The organism is Geobacillus sp. B4113_201601 (assembly GCF_001587475.1).
GTDB classification, from domain to species: Bacteria; Bacillota; Bacilli; order Bacillales; family Anoxybacillaceae; genus Geobacillus; species Geobacillus icigianus.
In genome coordinates this window covers 45,184-64,223 of record NZ_LQYX01000029.1, presented here as the reverse complement: position 1 = coordinate 64,223, position 19,040 = coordinate 45,184, and the positions used below count along the sequence as shown (strand labels likewise).

The 19,040-nt window shown below is 42.6% G+C and carries 10 protein-coding genes, 1 tRNA gene and 2 pseudogenes; 2 read left to right on the top strand and 11 right to left on the bottom strand.

Features of this window, described 5'->3' with window-relative positions:
* Window positions 1-194 (top strand): hypothetical protein (locus B4113_RS20310; protein ID WP_235597953.1); only part of this gene is annotated, 194 nt, incomplete at its 5' end.
* A gap of 454 nt (window positions 195-648) precedes the next feature.
* Here B4113_RS20310 and B4113_RS04200 read toward each other — a convergent pair.
* On the bottom strand, window positions 649-2,154 hold the full coding sequence (locus B4113_RS04200; protein ID WP_033843622.1) for a malate:quinone oxidoreductase: 1,506 nt from the start codon (window positions 2,152-2,154) through the stop codon (window positions 649-651).
* 297 nt (window positions 2,155-2,451) lie between these two features.
* On the opposite strand from B4113_RS04200, the pseudogene B4113_RS20305 reads away from it, so the two are divergent.
* Window positions 2,452-2,556: pseudogene (locus tag B4113_RS20305) on the top strand (type II toxin-antitoxin system HicA family toxin); the annotation flags it as partial.
* A 269-nt stretch (window positions 2,557-2,825) separates the two neighbouring features.
* On the opposite strand, the gene B4113_RS04195 reads toward B4113_RS20305, so the two are convergent.
* The 10 genes and pseudogenes from B4113_RS04195 to B4113_RS04150 form a co-directional block, all read right to left on the bottom strand.
* On the bottom strand, window positions 2,826-3,206 hold the full coding sequence (locus tag B4113_RS04195; protein WP_051962680.1) for a hypothetical protein: 381 nt from the start codon (window positions 3,204-3,206) through the stop codon (window positions 2,826-2,828).
* Window positions 3,207-3,389: 183 nt separating this feature from the next.
* A tRNA-Arg gene (locus B4113_RS04190) sits at window positions 3,390-3,465 on the bottom strand.
* A 542-nt stretch (window positions 3,466-4,007) separates the two neighbouring features.
* Window positions 4,008-4,991 carry a restriction endonuclease gene (locus B4113_RS04185; protein WP_033843621.1) on the bottom strand — a complete coding sequence of 328 codons (984 nt, stop codon included), beginning with the start codon at window positions 4,989-4,991 and terminating at the stop codon, window positions 4,008-4,010.
* A gap of 432 nt (window positions 4,992-5,423) precedes the next feature.
* Window positions 5,424-5,642: pseudogene (locus B4113_RS20300) on the bottom strand (YdbC family protein); the annotation flags it as partial.
* Window positions 5,623-7,335: a UvrD-helicase domain-containing protein gene (locus B4113_RS04175; RefSeq protein WP_235597952.1), complete on the bottom strand. Its 1,713-nt coding sequence runs from the start codon at window positions 7,333-7,335 to the stop codon at window positions 5,623-5,625. The gene B4113_RS04175 and the pseudogene B4113_RS20300, both read right to left, overlap by 20 nt.
* Window positions 7,310-9,841, bottom strand: coding sequence for a PD-(D/E)XK nuclease family protein (locus B4113_RS04170; protein ID WP_235597951.1), 2,532 nt, complete (start codon window positions 9,839-9,841; stop codon window positions 7,310-7,312). Before B4113_RS04170 ends, B4113_RS04175 begins: the two co-directional genes overlap by 26 nt.
* Window positions 9,834-12,368, bottom strand: a complete 2,535-nt coding sequence (locus B4113_RS04165; protein WP_235597950.1) for an exodeoxyribonuclease V subunit beta — start codon at window positions 12,366-12,368, stop codon at window positions 9,834-9,836. The genes B4113_RS04170 and B4113_RS04165 overlap by 8 nt, the downstream gene beginning before the upstream one ends.
* A gap of 766 nt (window positions 12,369-13,134) precedes the next feature.
* Window positions 13,135-16,200 (bottom strand): type I restriction endonuclease subunit R, encoded by a 3,066-nt coding sequence (locus B4113_RS04160; RefSeq protein ID WP_061912249.1) that lies wholly within the window; start codon window positions 16,198-16,200, stop codon window positions 13,135-13,137.
* Between the two features lie 33 nt (window positions 16,201-16,233).
* A complete protein-coding gene (locus B4113_RS04155) occupies window positions 16,234-17,436 on the bottom strand; it encodes a restriction endonuclease subunit S (protein ID WP_061912248.1) in 1,203 nt (400 codons plus the stop codon).
* Window positions 17,433-18,980 carry a class I SAM-dependent DNA methyltransferase gene (locus tag B4113_RS04150; RefSeq protein ID WP_061912247.1) on the bottom strand — a complete coding sequence of 516 codons (1,548 nt, stop codon included), beginning with the start codon at window positions 18,978-18,980 and terminating at the stop codon, window positions 17,433-17,435. The genes B4113_RS04155 and B4113_RS04150 overlap by 4 nt, the downstream gene beginning before the upstream one ends.
* Window positions 18,981-19,040 lie beyond the last annotated feature (60 nt).

Genomic DNA, 19,040 nt, shown 5'->3' with positions numbered 1-19,040 from the left:
TTTCTTATTTTTTTTTGCGAAAAAAAGGAGGGTGTCCGAAAAGCGAACGCTATGCGAACACTTTTGGGACACCCTCATTTCTTCAACAAAGCTGGATGCACGAAGTATTGAGGGGCAATGTTTTCGAAGTTCTTGTAATTAAAGTTCTTCCAGTTGATTTTATCAGCTGTTGCACGATCCAGCCCAACCTTTAAAACAGTATGAGTCAGTCAAGACTTTGTGGAGAACATTTTTTCGGTCTACTACGGGCGTTGTCAATCACCGGTTCGAACAAAAGTTCGCAACCCTCGTCGGGGATCCTTCCTGAACGTCACCCACAAATATTTTGCTCACACATGCGGAGAGGGGGAATTTTTCCAAAAAACGAACTCCCCGCCACCTAGGCTTCGCTTAGAGATGGAAGGCTTCAGGCGACTTGTGCGTGTTCGCCGAACGGTCAGCCACACACAAGAGCCCTTTGTGCTTTCCTTCGCTCCGCAGGCGTCCGTTCTACCAATAGATGACCACATCCGTCGGCGATCGCCAACCGACCTTCATCTCCTACACATCGGGCGTTGCCCTGTACATTCCTTGAGGCAAGAGATTTCTGCAAGAAATTACCTTAAAAGACCGAGCCGGTCAACACCTAAGCTTGTCCATCCTTTAATCTTATCCTGCCTGAACAAAACTGTGATGATTCAATTCAAGTGCTTTGGCTGTAGACGCCTGCACTTGCCGCAGCAGCGGTTCATTGTTCATCAGCGATTGGCCATAGGAAGGAATCATCTCCTTCACTTTCCGCCCCCACTCGCTCATCCGATCGGGGAAGCATTTTTCAATGACTTCCAGCATGACATGAACCGCCGTCGATGCGCCCGGCGACGCGCCAAGCAGCGCCGCGATCGAACCGTCAGCCGCATGGACGACCTCGGTGCCGAACTGCAATGTCCCTTTGCCGCCGGATTCCGTGTCTTTGATCACCTGTACTCGTTGTCCGGCCACGATGATCTCCCACTCGTCGCTTTGCGCGGTCGGCACAAATTCGCGCAGCTCTTGCATGCGCTGTTCTTTGGACAACAGCACTTGCTGGATCAAATAGCTCGTCAAAGCCATATTTTTCACGCCCGCCGCTATCATCGTCAACACGTTATGCGGCTTGACCGAAGTAAACAGGTCGAGCATCGAGCCGTTTTTCAAAAACTTCGGCGAAAAACCGGCAAACGGCCCAAACAGCAGCATCTTCTGATTGTCGATAAACCGCGTGTCCAAATGCGGAACCGACATCGGCGGCGCACCGACTTTCGCTTTGCCGTACACTTTCGCATGATGCTTTTCCACCACTTCCGGGTTGTTGCACACCATAAACAGCCCGCTGACCGGAAAACCGCCAATGCCTTTTCCTTCTGGAATGCCGGACTTTTGCAACAAGTGAAGGCTGCCTCCCCCGGCGCCGATGAAAACGAACTTCGCTGCATGCCGTTCGACAACACCGCTGTCCAAATTCCGCACTTTCAGCTCCCATAAACCATCGCTTGTCTGTTTGATATCTTCCACATGATGGCGGTAATGAATCTCCACGTTTTTCCGTTTTAAATGTTCAAACAGCTCGCGCGTCAACGCTCCAAAGTTCACATCCGTCCCTGATTCGATTCGCGTCGCCGCCAGCGGCTCCGTCACTGTCCGATCTTCCATCATGAGCGGCACCCATTCGGCCAGCTTTTTCGGGTCATCGGAAAATTCCATGCCTTTAAACAGCGGATTCGCCGCCATCGTTTCATACCGTTTTTTCAAAAACGCCACATTGTCCGCGCCTTGCACGAAGCTCATGTGCGGCAACGGGCGAATGAACGTTTTCGGATCGCGAAGCACTCCGCTGTTCACCAAATGAGCCCAAAACTGCAAGGAAACATAAAACTGTTCATTGATTTTCATGGCTTTGCTGATGTCGATCGATCCGTCTGGCTTCTCCACCGTATAGTTCAGTTCACAAAGCGCCGCATGCCCTGTCCCGGCGTTGTTCCACTCATTCGAGCTTTCCACACCGGCTTCTTCCAATCTTTCAAACACCGTGATCTCCCACTCCGGCGCCAATTCCTTCAACAGCGTCCCCAATGTCGCACTCATAATGCCAGCGCCGATTAAGATCACATCAGTTTTTACTTGTTTGTTGCCCATCATTACCATCCCTATCCGTAGAATAGTCAAGAACATCGAGCGCTCGCTCGAAATAATTCCGTTGACACCCGTTCATTTTGGGTGCGGTTACAAAATCATTATAACACAATAGCTAAATAGTATAACATTATGATCAAGCAAGAAGAAAATATATTAATATAATGAGCAATCCCCTGCTTTACAGCGGTTTCAACAACAAAAAGCAACGAACTTCCTTTACATCAATTTTACAAAATCGTTGAATATTTCGCCACCATCTCGAGCAAAAAACAAAAAATTTTTTAGGGCAGCCATCATCCGTTTACACATCCCCGTACATCCGGACGAGTGGCCAGCCCTCATCGGAAGGAAAAATTACCAAACAAAACAGTCAAAAGTATACTCAAACAGGCGGGGCTATGATAAGTCCCCTCTAAAGGAGGACGAATGGGCGCGCTCGTTTATCCCATGCAAAATGATTTTCAGCTGCTATCCCGGGCAAAAAAGGCCGAGCGATCCGCCTTCTTTTCTTCTTCCGTTGTTTTCAAACACCGACCTATGAGGTCGGTGATTTAAGGGAGCAGGTCGCTTACCCACCTCGTTTCTCAAATAGAAAAGCCTTGTCGCATCAGGATCGTCTTTCAAACGCTCCCCCCATTGCTGAAAAGAAACAACCGTTTTTCACCAGCCCTCTATACTTCCTCCAACTGAACCTGCTTACAAATAATTTTTAGCAATGGCTCTTTGTAATCAAAGGTATAAATATGAAAATGGTGAAACCCATTTAAATTTGCCTCTACATTTTCGAAGCGAATAATGGTGAACAAGCTATCAAAATGGATATCATCCCTTGCCATTTCTAGTATCTCTTTTTTTAGTTTGTACTCCACAGCCAAGCAATCCTTAAAATGCAACACCACTATTCTGTTTTCTTCCCTGTTTTCCTGTGTATCCCAATAATAGTCAATCGTGATAGAAAAATCTAACGGATTGTTCCATTTCATATCCGTTATAATACTATCCGTGAAATCAAAATGATCGTTGATTTCTGTATAATTGTTGGCGATGATCATTTTATTCACCTACTTTCCAAAATCATTTTGATATGGGCAACGCACTTCTCATGCCCACAAAATTCGTGCAAAATTTGTTCGGATTCTATCGTTTTTTCGAGATTCCCAAAAAATGAAAAATGACCGCAAACGCGGTCATATCAAGGGTTGCAGCAACTTCAACCCGAGCCGATCGTATGTAGATGGCGGCCCCGAGAGGATTCGAACCTCCGACGCACGGTTTAGGAAACCGACGCTCTATCCACTGAGCTACGGGGCCGTGTTCATCACTCCCTTTTACATTCTATACATCTACACACCAAAATTCAATAGCATAAATGCAAATTAAAACTTGCGTAGTTGCAGTTTTTACAAAACCCTCCTTTGCGCCACACTACCAAACAGCACCATCCCCCCTTACAGTGATATTGCAGTTTTCCTTTCATCTCAAGTACAGCGAAGACAAATGTGCCTTTTGCTTTGTCAGTCCAAAAATGGACAAGCGGTTTTTCATCTATTGAAAAGCAAGATCTTTCCCTTGAGAAGGCTAGTATAAAAAGTCGTGCAGCTTACCTCTGCCTTCCAAAGGTGATCAACGTTGTAAACTACCATATTCTTGTCCCGTGTCAAGTTGGCGAAAACTATCGTTTTCTTGAGTCGACAGTTATCAAATCAGATTCCTCCCATCCCTTCATGCCAAATGGATGGGAGGAATCAAGCATACTTTGAACATAGATCTGCCGTTACGACCTCCGTTATGTGGGTGCTTTCCAATGCTATGTGGGGAATTAGCCCGAAATTCGTATAAGACACAGCTCTCTATTACTCAGGCACATAGATTTTTTGCAGCGGCAACAGCGCCCTTGCATCGTTCGGCATTTTTTCATACCAATGAACAATGAGAGTAACGAGTTCCTCTAAATCAACCAATTTGACGGAGTTGCGATTGGCCACCGTTTCTGCGTGAGAGGTAAATCCTCCGGTGGAGACGAATAAACAATTTGCATCAATCGGATTAGCCCCTAAAAGCTGTTGAATTTCTGGAGCAGAAGCGGCACTTTTGCGATGCTTCACTTGCACCTTAATAATTGGCTTTTCAAAACCAAATGCATCCTTATACGCCAACACATCCACACCGCCATCGGGGCCTTTCGGACTGACTTGCACGTTGTACCCCATCGCCTGAAGCAAGCCTGCCACTAAGTCTTGCATTTGCCATGGATCAAGCTTGTCAACCTTGTCCTGGATCATCATTAATGCCTTTCCGACAAGATCTTCAACGATTTCATCCTCTTCCGGTTCAATCGTTTGATCTACAACAGTTGATGAAAAGCGGCCCAACCGTTGTTCGATTTCATCTCCCCACTCATCAACCCGGAAAACGGTTAAAGTGGAGCCTAAACTGTTTTTCGCCGCCTGTGGCAACGAATCTCTTGGGATCCTAGTGCTTTCCCAATTCACCCGAACGATGTTCGGATAATACGAGTCTCCAAAATTAGGATCATATACATGTTCCTCGGTAACCGTCCCGACAATGTATTCTCTTCCTTCTTTAGAGTACGTGATCACCCGATCTCCTCTTTTTATTTCGCGACTGAAGCGCCACACTTGGTTAACCCAGCTATTTCTCGATTTCGGTTTCGCCTCTGTAAATACTTCATTTGCTTTTTGTAACAGCTGTTGTTTCGATGAAAAATGTCTCGGATTCCCTAAACGCCCCCAGCCGATCGATGCGATTCCTTTTTCCAACCAAAGCGGAATAAGCTCATTGCGATCCCCCGCGCGAATCATCCACCATTTTGTCATTGAAACTCCTCCTCTTTTTTCCAAAAAGAAATGGCTCCATTTGCGAAACAAATATTCCTGTGCTTCCGATCTTCTTCACATCAACATTCTCATGCTTGCTTCATGAGGTAAAGGTCAGTCAAACTTTCTTTAACAATGGCGGACGTATAAAAGCATTCGTTCCAAGTCCTCTACTGTCAACTTTCGAACTAAATTGACCCACTCGTCATACAACGAGGGGTAAACGTTTTTCATATATTCTAGTTCGTATTGTAACGCTTCCTCAGACGACACTAAATGTATTCCTGCTAGCAGCTCCCTTTGTTTCTCTACAGGGTGCTCTTTTTCATTCATAAATACAAGTATATTCTTAATCTGTTGAATAAATAATGGATAGTTCTCCATCCATCGATTGATGTGTTCTCGCCAATCCTCGTTTTCGGGTGGATCTTTCTCAAATAATCGTTTTAACGCATAATATAAATTTCTCGCTTCTCCTTCCGAAAGGGTGACTCCCCTTCCCATTTTCGTATATGAAGAATCCCAATCTCTAATATCATACTTTGGGGGATATCCATTCCAGCTCACAAGATTTAACTCTTTATTCCATCCTTTGGGCGAACTAGACAACGTCGCAATTCGTTTTTTGATTTCAAACTGAATCGTTGCCAAACAAACCACTCCCTTGCTTGGAATATATACTTGAATCAAAGCCAAAGGCATCGTAATCTTCTTTATAGAAATTTCTTACAAAAGGACAAATACTTCTAAAGTTGCGGCCAGTATACATCAACTGCACTTCTTTTTTTGCACGAGTGATTGCGACATAAAGAACTTTCTTTTCATCATTGAGTATAGCTTCAAAATCTGCCTTGTAGCCGTCACTATTTTTATTGTCACCGGCTCGTTTATCCAACTCTTCAATCCTCTTTTTATTCGGATAATGATCACGGTCAAAATGAATCAAAAATACATAATCAAACTCAAGTCCTTTGACACTATATGCATCTGTAAACAAAATCGGCTTTTTTTGTTTGTTCAAGTCAAATCTTCTTCCATATTGGGATGAGGTGATGACATCAAAGTGTTTCTTTAATTCCATAAGAACCGAACATTGACTAATCGCATATGTATCTCCATCATGGCGGTGGATAACAGCAATTGTCGCATCCGGATCGTTTTTCTGAATCACTTTTACTTGGTTCACTAGATGACAACTCAGTTCTTTCGAGCTCGGGAAAAAGTAAATCGACGGTTTTTTTCCTTCCCTCACAAAACGTTGATCATCCAAACGGTCGTTTTCTGCATCAATGAACTCCAAACTGCTCGCCAGTTTCATGATTTGTTTTGTTGATCGGTAGTTTGTTCGCAAGTTTTTCGTTTTTCTCCCCTCGATGTGCAATCCTAAATCCCGATACGAGAACGGGCTTCGTTTGTAAATACGTTGCTTTGGATCGCCGGAGACAACAATTGATTTTTTGGCCAATCCGACCAAGGCCTTTAATTGCATCGCCTGCAAATCCTGAACTTCATCGACAAAAATATAGTCGTACTTCAATGAATCCGGAATATCGTCAAAATATTTCAGCAGCAACAAAGCATAATCTTCCAAATCTAAATGATCGTGAAACTGTTTTTTTAACATTTTCTCATATTCCTTATACAAATAGAAAATCGTTCGGCGCTGCTCTTTGGTTAATCGCGGGATGTTCCCCCTTCCCGCCCGTTCACAATGATAGTACGATTCTTCTGTGACAAAACCGTTCGCTTTCATCCAAAGAATTTCATCCATTAAAAACGTACCCGCATGGGTTTTATAAAGTTTTTGTTCCAGCGGCAGCTTTTTATATTCTTCGCTTTCCATAAACGTATCTACAAGCGCTATCGTACGGCGTGTAATGGCGTCCTCATAGCGCCGCAAGTTTTCAAGGTTGATCCGTAAAAACTCTGCATTGGGAAAACCAATTTCCCTTAAAATCCTCGCCGCCATATAGTGAAAAGTTTCCATATGCAATGTATGTTTATCTTTGATCTCATGAAACTTGCTTGACTGCTCGATTCGTTTTCTGGCATCTTCAACAAGCGTCGTATTAAACGAACAATATAAAATGCGCTTCGGTTCATTTTCCTGTTCCATGACTTTTAGTAACTTATAAATTAATGTCAGACTTTTACCGGTGCCTGCCGAACCGTTGATCAACATTTGGTCTTCGTCTTGCTGGACAACGGAAATTTGTTCAGGGCTTAGCGTAATATTAGGCAACAGACCATGGGCATCGAAGTAATTTTGCCAAGCTCGCGCTGATCGTCTGGCAAAGTCTAGACGTTTCTTACGGAGATCAGCTGTCGTTTGCATCGATGACATATTCACCGTCCTTACAAACATGCAGGAATGGACACATGCGGCAATGTTGTCCACTTCTTGCTTCGATTTCCTTTGTTTGAACACTTGCAAGAAATTCTTTTATATGCTCGTCAATTCGGAAGGTGTCATGGTCATATTGATATTTCGCTTTCCAATTTTTTGTGACCATATATTTGCTTCCTAAACGTTGAAGCCGCTTCATTGCCTTTGGATAATAAATATTTTGATATGATTTATACGTTCTTAGGCTGGAGCGATAGGTTGTATCCAACAAGTTCTGCTTGTGCGCGTTTGTCCATTGCGGAAATAAAGGGAATATGGTCTCCCGCACCAGCGCTTCTCCATCCCCTTGTTCAGCAAGAAGTTTGCCGATGATCGCAAAAGCTTGTTGTTGGTGAAAATCGTTTTCGTAAATCGGATGATGTTCAACAAACGCATTGAAAAAGAATTTTCGCTGACAAAAATCGCTGTCCAGCCATAGTAAATCAGGTATAGCCTGTAACGGTTCTTTCGTTATCTCTTCTTGGACAACAGTCTCTTCTTTCCATTTCCACTCATCAGGTTGCTCCTCTGCAACTTCTTCCGTTTGCTCATACAATTCCTGTAAGATAGTGAAATAAATGCTTGGTCCATCATGATCGTACAAATCTTTAATATAGCTAAAAGTAATTTGTCCCTTGCTATATGCTAGAAGATGATAAATGGAATATAGCGCAGTATTTCTCGTAACATTTCGTGAGTAATAATCGACTATAAGTGCATTTATTCGCATGATTCGATTCTCAGCAACAAATGAACGGCGAATGCATTCTTTCAACCAACTATATGTCAACAAGTGAGGCATTTCAGACTGTTTCCAAGGAAACGTTCGCAACGATAAGCCTGTTACGTGCATGTTATGTGCAATCAACGTTTTTCCAATCAACTGATCAATGTTTACAATTTGTGGACTGCCTTGATCATCGTCTTCCTCATCTTCCTCTGTACCTAAGTGCAATGTAATAAATTGGTACAACTCTTCCATCGTAAACTCCCAGTCAGCAGGAATAGAAACGGAAAATAACTTTTCCATCTTTTGTTTAGCACTAGGTTCCCACTGGCCGCTCACAGCCACATAGATGTCGTTCAGTTCTTTAATATACACCCTGACATTTCTCTTTTCCCTTTCCCCCAATAGCAGACGGTTCACTTTTCGAGCCAAATCTTTTGTGCATTCAATCAACTGCTTGACAGTGATTTCGTATCGAGACTGATGCACATATGGAAAACAGCGAAACGGGTTGCTTAAATAGCGCTTCAGTCGGTGGCTCCCCGCCTGTTCCTTCGCAGTTTCATCAAATACGCGGCTGACTTCTTGAAGATCAACAAGCGCTTGCAGGCGTTCCATGATATCTCGAAAACTTTTCACGCCGTCCATATAACTGCGCAAATCAATCAGCAACGTCAATGCTTGCGTGCCGTTTACATGTCCAAACTGCACCCACCCTGACGTCATCATGTTGACGTAATCGTCATAAGTTAAGACAATGCCATCGTTTGTTTTTCTGCAGTTTTGCAAAGACAAGAAAAATTGTCCATAGCGGCTGGCGTAAAAATGATCGTTTCTGGTGCAATTTGTGTATATGTTTAAGTCTTTTTCATATTTAGCGACTACTTCATTATGGTTTTTTACAATCGGGTGTTTTTGCAAATACTCTTTAAATTCTGTCGGATGACCAAAAGTGAGAAAACGAACGTGGCGCAATGGATCTTCCTGATCTAGAAAACGATCGCCCAAATAGCGAGCAAATTTCGCGCCTCGGCGCGGCTGGGAATTCTCGACGCATTCCCAACGGCTATACTCGCTTCCGCTCACCCGCTCATAGATTTCACGCCATGTTTGATAAACATTTAGAGCATTGGAATTGAATGGAATATAAAATATGACATGCAATCCTATTTGTTGCAATTGATAAAACATCATCATCCGTACAGCATCAATGTAATCGAAATGGTGAATACATACAGTGTGAGCATCAGTATCGATATCCAATTTCTCCGCGATTTTTTTCTTGTTCAGATGGGCTCGCTCTTGCCGATAGCTGACGACGATAGGGTCATTTCCAAGTTGCTCGAACATGCCAATCAGAAATTTTTGTTCTTCCTTCAACTGCATGCTCGGAAAGTCAAACAACCGCGTCATCCCCATTTCGATTAAAAAACGGAAAGATAAATAAAAATCGCGAACCTTCTTCTCTAAATAGTCCATCGATTCTTCCGAAGCATGTTGATGAATGTATTGGCGTATCATCGACCGCAAATAGATTTCAGTATGTGGATGATTCCAATTAGGAAACAGCTTCCTTACAAACGAATGATATGCCAGTACTTGGTTTTTCGATGCCCCGGTGACACTTCTCAAATACTGTGCCAAAGCAGTACTTTGCGTAAGATGGATTTCGCCTTCGCGGATTCTGAACCGTTCGTAAAAATGTGTTGTGTGCTGGTAGTACTTGACTTCAAACAACCAACATCTCCCCGCTTTCTAACAAGTCACTCCAATACTGCGCTTGATATGGATTCATTGGGGAAGAGCTGTTTACATAAACCGCCTTTCGCGCCCGCGTCAACGCTACGTACAGCAGTCGAGCTTCTTCGCCGATCAATTCTTTCTTTTCTGATCCGGCGTATTCATTGTAATAATTATTTTCAAACTCCATATCACCCCAATGAATGCTGTATCCGAGTTTCCACTGCGCTCGATCGGAAATTAACATCACATCCGTTTTCCCTTGCTTAATAAACGGATGACGCGTCAAGGGCATGAGCACATAGTCAAACTCCAATCCTTTTGCCTTGTGGACGGTCATCACTTTGATCCGGTGATTGACCCCCCTCGTTATTTTCAGCTCATTCTCCGAAGTATCTGTTGCCATTTTGATTGCTAAAAATTTCTCCAGATCATAGAAAGATGCGTGAAAATCGCCAAATTCCTTTTTGATGAAAAAAATAAGGCGGTCCAAGTTCATTTTGTATTCCTTCATTTTCGCAATGGCTTCTTTCCGATGCATCTCCACATCTCCATCAGGAAACCGGGACCTCAACTGGTTGTAGTAGCGCAGCCGAAAGACTTCATGCGGCCGAACTTCATCAATGATGTTTTGCAACACAGCAAGGGCGGATGACGTGTTCCATTGGCATTCCCACCGTTCCATATTGTCAAATGTCTGCAATAGATCAAGAATAAAAGACGTTTCCGGCGTATAAGCTGATAACACTTTGGCGATAGTCAGTTCATTCTCTCCGTAAGAGCTTTGGTGAAAGAGATAACGATCCTTCGGAACATACGGGTGGGTAAACCTCCGGATCAACAGGTAAAATTCCCTTACTGGAAATGAACGGTAAAAAGTTCCTGACATAGTTGCTTCACAAAAGAACCCCATATTCTCAACTCTATCCATCATTTCCAGAACTTCACGGTTTGAGCGGACTAAGATGGCAACATCTTTTTGATACAAACAGCGAAGCAAGCGTTTTAGAGCGGCATCACCCATATCTAACGCAACTAATCCTTTTTCTTCCTTTTTGCAGCCTTCCTCTTTTGCCGGAATCAGCTTGTCCGTATCGTCAAAAGGAAACTTTTCAACGACTTTTGTCCATTTCTGAAATAAGGCATTCAATTGTGTTAATAATGTCGGTGCTGATCGGTAATTCTTTTGCAACGAATACTCTTTATACACTTGATTCGCTGTTTCCAGCTGTTGTTGCAACTGAAGAAACGCTGTATAGTCCGCGCCCCGGAACCGATAAATGCTTTGCTTCACATCCCCAACCACAAACAACTGACAACCATACTTCTCTGCCAACCAACTGATGAATGCTGTCTGTGATTCATCCGTATCCTGGAATTCATCGACAAATAAATAACGGATCGGCAAATCGAGTTGATCGGAAGAAAGATTCTTAAGCGACGCTAGACGGCTGATTAAATCACTAATTTCCAACGTTTCCTCCGTCTTTTTCTGTTCATCAAGCTCCCGAATAACACGTTTCATGACATAATCGGCAAATTCATGAAACCCACAGCTGTCTGTCCCGAAATCAAGCTGCCCAATCGCTTCAACAGAAAGAGATTTGTTATGCAACTGCTCGATCATAACGATAAAAGAACGAATGATTTGATAGTGAGGAATATGCCGAAAACGTTCGTATACCTCTGGGCATTCAACCGAGAACTGGTCAATATACTTTTCGATCAGCCGTCTCCGCTCATGTTTGTAACTCCTTACTTCCAACGACCGCGAAAAACCTAGCGTTTGCCCTTCTGTCACGAGAAACTCCCTAGCAAACGAGTGAATGGTGCCGATAAACATCCGTCCTGCTTCTTCCATCCACTCTAAATATTTTTTATCCTTCGTCAAATCGTAATAGTTTTTTATCTTTTCTAACAACTTTGAACGCATATTGGAAGCAGCTTCGTTTGTGAACGTGATCATGACAACTGAACGCAAATCGAGATCCCCTTGCATATGCTTGAGAAACATGATCCGGTTGATCATCGTCGTCGTTTTTCCCGTCCCTGCTCCTGCCTTCACAATATAATGTCCGCGGCTATAGGCATGTTCGAGTTCATACTGTCCTTTATTAAAAGCGCTGTTTTGATCAAGATAATCCAATAATTGAGAGTCATTAACTTTGCCATCTTCAATCACTGCCCATACCCGTTCCCATTCTGGTGCATAGCGAACAATAGAAACTTGGAGCAATTCTTTCTTATGCGCTTCATGCAAAATCGGATCCTCTAATAATTCTTGCGGATCATCAAACGCAAGCAAATACACCTTGCGGCCGCTTTGGATATATTGCCGAAGTTCACTTGCTCGTATTTGCCGAATATCAGATGAAAATAGCAGGACAGAATATTTGGCCTCATTCATCATCTTTGGCGAGGAGACCCCGACTTCTAAACAATAGAGAAAGTCGGGGAGGAATCGCCCTTCCTCCTTTCTTTTGTATATGATAAAATAAGAATGTGGAGAAAACCGTTGAATCAAGGCACTCCAATTCTCGTTACTCGATGTAGGGAGTTGGTTGCAGGAAACGTTGCAACCGTAAAACATCGAGCGTACATCCGTCTGTTGTGCGTGGAAGTCAAGTACTGCCTACAGACATGCCGAGCCACTCGGTAGCGATATAGGCATGACCTATGTCGTTGGGTAGTCGTCAACCTGCCCCTGATGCAACCCCAAGTCAAGGAAGGAGGACGAAGTCCGTTTGCACTTCTGGGGAGTTACAAGCCCCCGCTTCAAGCGTTAGCTAAGTGGGGGTAGTTGACTGGTATACACTCCTAATATTTATAGACAGTAACTTGCATCCCTATTTTATGGCTCTTCACCGAAAGTTGTACTTGACTATTTCAGAACACGCCTTCTCTGTACTTATAAGGAAAAATCAGTAAATCAGATTTTTCGTACACGGCGGCTCAAGAAAATCCCCCGCTTGTCAAGTACATGTTGTGGTGATGAACCTATTTTATACTAAAATAGCGGTTTAGTTACAGAATTTATACGCTAGTGCACCTGTTCTGAACAATGACCAGGTGAATCAATCGCCCCTCAGTTCCCCTGACACATAAGAAAACGAGAGGCGACTAAAACAAATAAAAATTTTCCCGACAGAACTGGCTTTCAAAAGCTCGATGCTAGAACGAAAAAGGTTGCAAAAAATCGTAATGCTTGCTTATAGTGAAATCTACACCTGTTACTAGCCGACTGCATAACTTTTAGGCTCCATTCATCAAATAGACCATTTATTGCATGATCACGCATTCATCGGCCAGTTTTTATATTGTCGTTCTGCTTGCTCCATGAACTTATTTGTTAAGAACTGCAATTGTTGTCCCGTAATTTTCTCCTTCATGAGCACTTGCTTGACGGCTAATTTCACTTTAGCGTAGACATCTCGACGGTGAGGGCTTGTCCAGTCTACGGCTAATTGTTTCTTTAAGGCTTTGACCACCTTATGGATTAAACTAGCAAGAAACTCGTTTGAGAACGCTTCCTGCTCCATAGCAGTAATCGCTTTGTAAAATTCAATTTCTTCCTCTGACAATCCCAAATCGTGTCGCTTGCGCATTTCTTCTTCCATTTCTTTGCGCATGTTAATCATAACCCTGACCACATCGGCCGCCTGAATGACACGATTATGATAATCCCTTAACGTTTTCTCTAGAAGTTCGCTTAACGCCTTTGACTGTGGGCTTCCTTGGCTAAATGTCACTTTAATTTGGTCCTCTAAAAGTTTTTTCAGCAACTTTAAGCGCAAGTCTACATGCTCTTTTTTCGTTAAATCTGCCAAGAATGCATCATCCAATATGCTGATATCTGGACGTTCAATTCCTGCTATTTGGAAAATGTCAACAGTTTCTTTGGCCAATAGACTATTGTCAATCAGTTCTGATAATCGCTCTTCTAATGTTTTGTTTTCCTTAGATCCTCGAGTAGACGGGCGTAAATGTTTGCGAAGTTGCGCTTTCATCATGAAATAGAGCATGACTTCATCTGCAAGTTCAAGCACTTCCGGCTGATGCTTCACCAACTGATATGATTTTTCCAGTTTGGTGGCTGCTTGGATATATTCCTCGGGATCTCGGTTTAAAAGAATGTTAACAAGAGCTGCAATGAAGTCCTCACGCTCTATCTTTGGTTTTGCGCGCCAGTTTTGCACATCAATCTTGCTTGGAATAAATCCCCTTACTGCCTCTAGATGATCCATGAAGATGTTAACGGCCTCGGAAATATCATAAGTAGGACTTCCCGTGCCGCCGCTTTGCGTATATTTATAGGTGGCTTCTTTCAACGAAGTGGCGATGCCAATATAATCAACGACGACTCCGCCTTCTTTTCCCGGAAACACACGGTTTACACGGGCAATGGCTTGCATAAGATTGTGTCCCCTCATTGGCTTATCGACATAAAGGTAAGAAAGCGGTTTAGCGTCCATTCCTGTCAGCCACATATCGACGACAATGACAAATTTCAAAGGGTCTTCTGGGTCACGAAGTTTGGCTTTCACTTCTTCTTGCTCTTTTTTCGACTTAATATGCGCATATTTGCTTCCCGGCTGAACCTCTCGCCACTCTTTAGGATCCTTTGATACATCTCCTGTCATAATCACTTCAACAGGAGGGCATTCTGGAATCTCTCTTAGATAATTATACAAATCCACCGCAATGCGTCGGCTCATGCAGACAATCATTGCTTTTTGAAACGGATTGGCGACTTGGTTAAAATGTGATACGATATCTTTGGCTAAACGACGGAGCCGTTTTGGAGTACCGACGACTTTTTCCAGAGCGGCCCATTTTCTTTTATAGTTCTCTGACTCTTCGTCGTCTCCCCCTGCTTCTTCGATAATTTCTCTGTATTTTTCATCAATGTCTTCAGCGGATAAATCAAGCGGAATTAGGCGGCTCTCATAGTAAATTGGCAATGTCGCTTTGTCTTCGACCGCCTGAGCCATATCGTAGCGGTGGATAATATGTCCGAAAATTTCTTCTGTATTGTTATCAACAAAATCGACCGGGGTTCCTGTAAACCCAATATAGGAAGCGTTCGGCAAAGCATAACGCAACTGAGCGGCAAATCCGCCCGCAAAACCAGCTTGGGTGCGATGTGCTTCATCGGCAATCACCACAATGTTTCGTCTTTCCGATAAAACAGGATGTCGGGTTTCTCCTTCTTTTTTACGGAATTTTTCAATAGTGGAGAAAATAATTTGTCCCGCTTCCCCTCTCAGTAATGTCCGCAACTGTTCGGTATTCTCCGCGTGATGCACATGGCCGATGTATGATTTCCCTTGCACAAACGTATCATGCAACTGTTCGTCTAAGTCATTGCGGTCCACTTGAATGACAATAGATGGGTTTTCCATTTCAGGATGGCGCGATAAAATTCCTGCGAAAAATAACATGCTTAGCGATTTGCCCGAACCCGTTGTATGATACATTACCCCGATTTTCCGGTCTCCGTCAGGCCGCGTCGCACGGATCGCTTCATTGACAGCGAAGTTTACACCAAAAAATTGGTGATATTTTGCGCCAATTTTTGTAATTTTACTTCCTTCCTCTAAAAAGACAATGAAATTACGAATATAATTTAGTAGACGATCTTTCGGGAATAGTCCTTCAATCAGTGTGCGCATCGTATTGGCACGGTTGTTATCGACATTTCGCCCATCAATCGATTTCCATGAAGCAAAGAAATCGTAATCGGCAAACGGCATTCCATGCTTTGTTTCTACGTTATCGGAAATGACAGTAAAAGCATTGTAATTGAATAATTGTGAAATATCGTAAGTATAGTTTTGAATCTGGGTATATGCATCATAAACAGTCGCTTGTTCGTTGTTCGGATTTTTTAACTCAAATACTATCAGTGGTAAACCATTAATGTATATAACGATATCTGGCCGGCGGGACATGCGCCCTTCAATCGGTAATTGATTGACCACTAAAAAGTCATTGTTCTCCGGATGTTCCCAATCGATCGGGAAAACGTGAGGCGTGTACGTTTCATCGTTTACCTCATAAGAAAATTCAAGTCCTTTCGTCAACATTTGGTGAAAATGCATATTTCGGTTAATCAGTTTTACCCCATCCGGCGCCGTCAAAATTTGAGCAAGCCTTTTGATTTCTTGTTCCGGTATGGCCGGATAAGCCTTCTTTAAGAAGGCTTCCAACCGACCGTAAAGAACTACCTCGTGAAGACTGTCACGCTCTCCACGCTGAAACAATTCCTGCGCATGAAGATAGTCATAACCTAACCGCTTTAAACGTTCAATCGTTGTCTCTTCAAATTCCGTTTCACCTAGAGGTCTCGTTGCCATGCTGCTTGCACCTCCTAGTCGAATATAAGTCTATTAAAGCACTTCTTCTACTTGCTTTTCGGCTTGAGATACATCAATTTCACCGGATAAAAGGCGAGGGAGAAGATAATTTCTTATAGTTTCTAATTGAACATTCTCTTTATTATTAATTAATATCTTCTCATATAGATTTTTAATATTTTTATTAAATTCTTGTCTAACATTTTGCGGAGGTAAAAGAAATGGTATTGATTTCAAGTTTTTTTGATTGATTTTAGGCTGTACTGCTCCTGTCACATAGGGAGCGACGTTACAATTATCAAAAAACACCTTCAACCACTCTGTTGAAACGCCATTTGTACCTTGAAGAACATGAGCATGATTATTAACCCAAAATTTACCACTTACATACTGTGTATAAGGTGTTCCATCTTCTTTCATTACTGAACCATCTTCGCCAACTAGAAGATAGGTACCATCAAAAATATAATCGTCTACATAATCCATCAACGATGTCGCACCATAATATGGGTATATACCCTTTCTTTTCTCTCTTTCCTTGTTAGACAATGGAACCCTCAAAGAATCAAAAATATTTGTTACAGAGCCGACGTTTGACACTTCCCATCCCTTTGGAATCATCCCTAATTCCGACTCCACAAACTCACCATCTTGAAATGGTCCAAAATCAACAAACCAATGCTTGTAAAGCGTCATTGCCATTTCTTCGAGGGTTTTGTTCATCTCTACATTGAGTTCTATTTTCTTATCAATACTACCTAGAATGGATGAAATTCTTTTTTGCGTTTCAAGGTCAGGTATCGAAATTATTTGGTCCTCAAATTGTTGTTTATCTACCCTCTGTCGCCCCGATGTACCTACCATCAACCTTTCAGCATTTTCACGAAATGACTTGTTAGTCACAAGATAATACACAAAATCTGTATCTGTGATACCCTCTTTACCACGTAATACGATAAACTCGGTTGAACCAAAACCTTTCCCATTTTTAAGGTTTTTCACCTGTGCAATCTTGCCATTCTCAAGGCAGGGTGTTATTCGCGCAAAAAGTGTATCACCATTCTCAAATTTTGCTCCGCCAGACTTAAATTCTCTTTCTTCCTTTGCTTCTACTGGTTTATAAAAAGGTTGAATAACATCCATACTTACAAACGGATATATTTCACCCTTTATAAGTTTTACGGTAGGGTTTACCTCGACTAAGTCCCTTAATTTTCCTTCAATCCATTTACTCACATCAATTCCTCCAAGTCCATCTTAATCTTCTCTTGAAGGCGATTCGATTCTTCAAACTGTTCTAAAAGCCGCTGTGTCAATTCAGCCATTTTCTCTTCAAACGGTACATCGTCTTCATTGGATACTTCCGTCCCAACATAAATCCCCGGTGTTAATTTATAGTCATTGGCTCGTACTTCATCAATTGTTGCAACTTTACAGAACCCGACAATATCTTCGTATCCTTCAGCACCTTCGTATTTGTAGGCGCGATAAACAGCGGCAATTTTATCAATTTCTTCTTTGGACAGCGCTTTTTGCTTGCGGCTGACGAGTGTCCCCATTTTACGGGCATCAATAAACAAAATTTCATTTTTTCTTGCCCGATAGCCGTTTTTGCCGTCACGGTTTTTGCTTAAAAAGAATAAGCAACATGGAATGCCTGTGGTAAAAAACAGTTTTTCAGGCAATTGAACAATGGAGTCAATATATCCTTCGTCCACTAATTTTTGACGAACTTCTTTCTCCTCTTTGACATTCGTCGTCATGGCTCCGTTTGCCATGACAAATCCTGCTGTACCTGTATCATTTAAATGATATAGGAAGTGTTGCATCCACATATAGTTCGCATTGCTGTTTGTGACTGGTCCGATTAAGCGCGGGTCATTCTTTGATAAACGGTCTGCTCCCCAGTCTTTTTGGTTAAACGGCGGATTGGCAATCACGTAATCGGCCTTTAAATCAGGGAACTGATCGTTTAACAGCGAGTCTCCTAAACGAATTTCCGCATTGATGCCATGCAATAAAACGTTCATTTTTCCAAGACGTACAGTCGTTACCACATTTTCTTGCCCGTAAAACGAAAGTGCGTGTTTGTTTGGCGCATATTCTTCACTTTGTATAAACATCCCGCCGCTGCCGCACGCCGGATCAAACACAATCCCGCTTTTCGGCTCCAGCATGGCAACAAGCAGTTTAACAATACTAGATGGTGTAAAGAATTCTCCGCCTCTGTTACCTTCGGAAGCGGCAAAAGAACTAATGAAATACTCATATGTACGGCCCAATATATCTACACTGTCATCCGTATTGGCACTAAATACATCACGAGAAAAAATTTCGATTAATCCTGCCACGTTTTCAGGCGGCAAGTTCGAACCTTGGTAGATTCGCGGCAATATGCCTTCCAGTTCTGGGTTTTCCTCTTCAAGACGCTTCATCGCGTTATCAAGAATTTCTTTAATATTCGGCTGCTTGGCGTTTTTCATAATATAAGACCAACTTGCTTCTTCTGGCACTACAAAGACGTTTTCCGCCTTATATTGGTCCGGGTCGGTGATGATGATTTGCCGCATTTCATCATCTTCCGTATACCAATCGCTGCTTGGATCTTTTACGATTTGCTCTAATTCTTTTCGACGCTGCTCGTACTTATTGGAAAGATAGCGCAAAAATATTAACGGAAGAACATAATGTTTATAATCAGCAGGGGCCACACTCCCGCGCATTTTATTGGCTGCTTCAAATAAATCCTTTTGAAAATCGATGTCTGCTTTTACAGTCATATTCTGTTCACCCCTGTTAGTTTCAAAATATAGAAAGAACCGTTCTTTTCAACGCGTTGA

What these genes read in the sequence shown, in the direction of transcription:
- B4113_RS04185 (WP_033843621.1), bottom strand. Translation starts at nt 4,991, where the DNA reads ATGACAAAATGGTGGATGATTCGCGCGGGGGATCGCAATGAGCTTATT.
- B4113_RS04195 (WP_051962680.1), bottom strand. Translation starts at nt 3,206, where the DNA reads ATGATCATCGCCAACAATTATACAGAAATCAACGATCATTTTGATTTC.
- B4113_RS04150 (WP_061912247.1), bottom strand. Translation starts at nt 18,980, where the DNA reads ATGACTGTAAAAGCAGACATCGATTTTCAAAAGGATTTATTTGAAGCA.
- B4113_RS04200 (WP_033843622.1), bottom strand. Translation starts at nt 2,154, where the DNA reads ATGGGCAACAAACAAGTAAAAACTGATGTGATCTTAATCGGCGCTGGC.
- B4113_RS04175 (WP_235597952.1), bottom strand. Translation starts at nt 7,335, where the DNA reads ATGTCATCGATGCAAACGACAGCTGATCTCCGTAAGAAACGTCTAGAC.
- B4113_RS04160 (WP_061912249.1), bottom strand. Translation starts at nt 16,200, where the DNA reads ATGGCAACGAGACCTCTAGGTGAAACGGAATTTGAAGAGACAACGATT.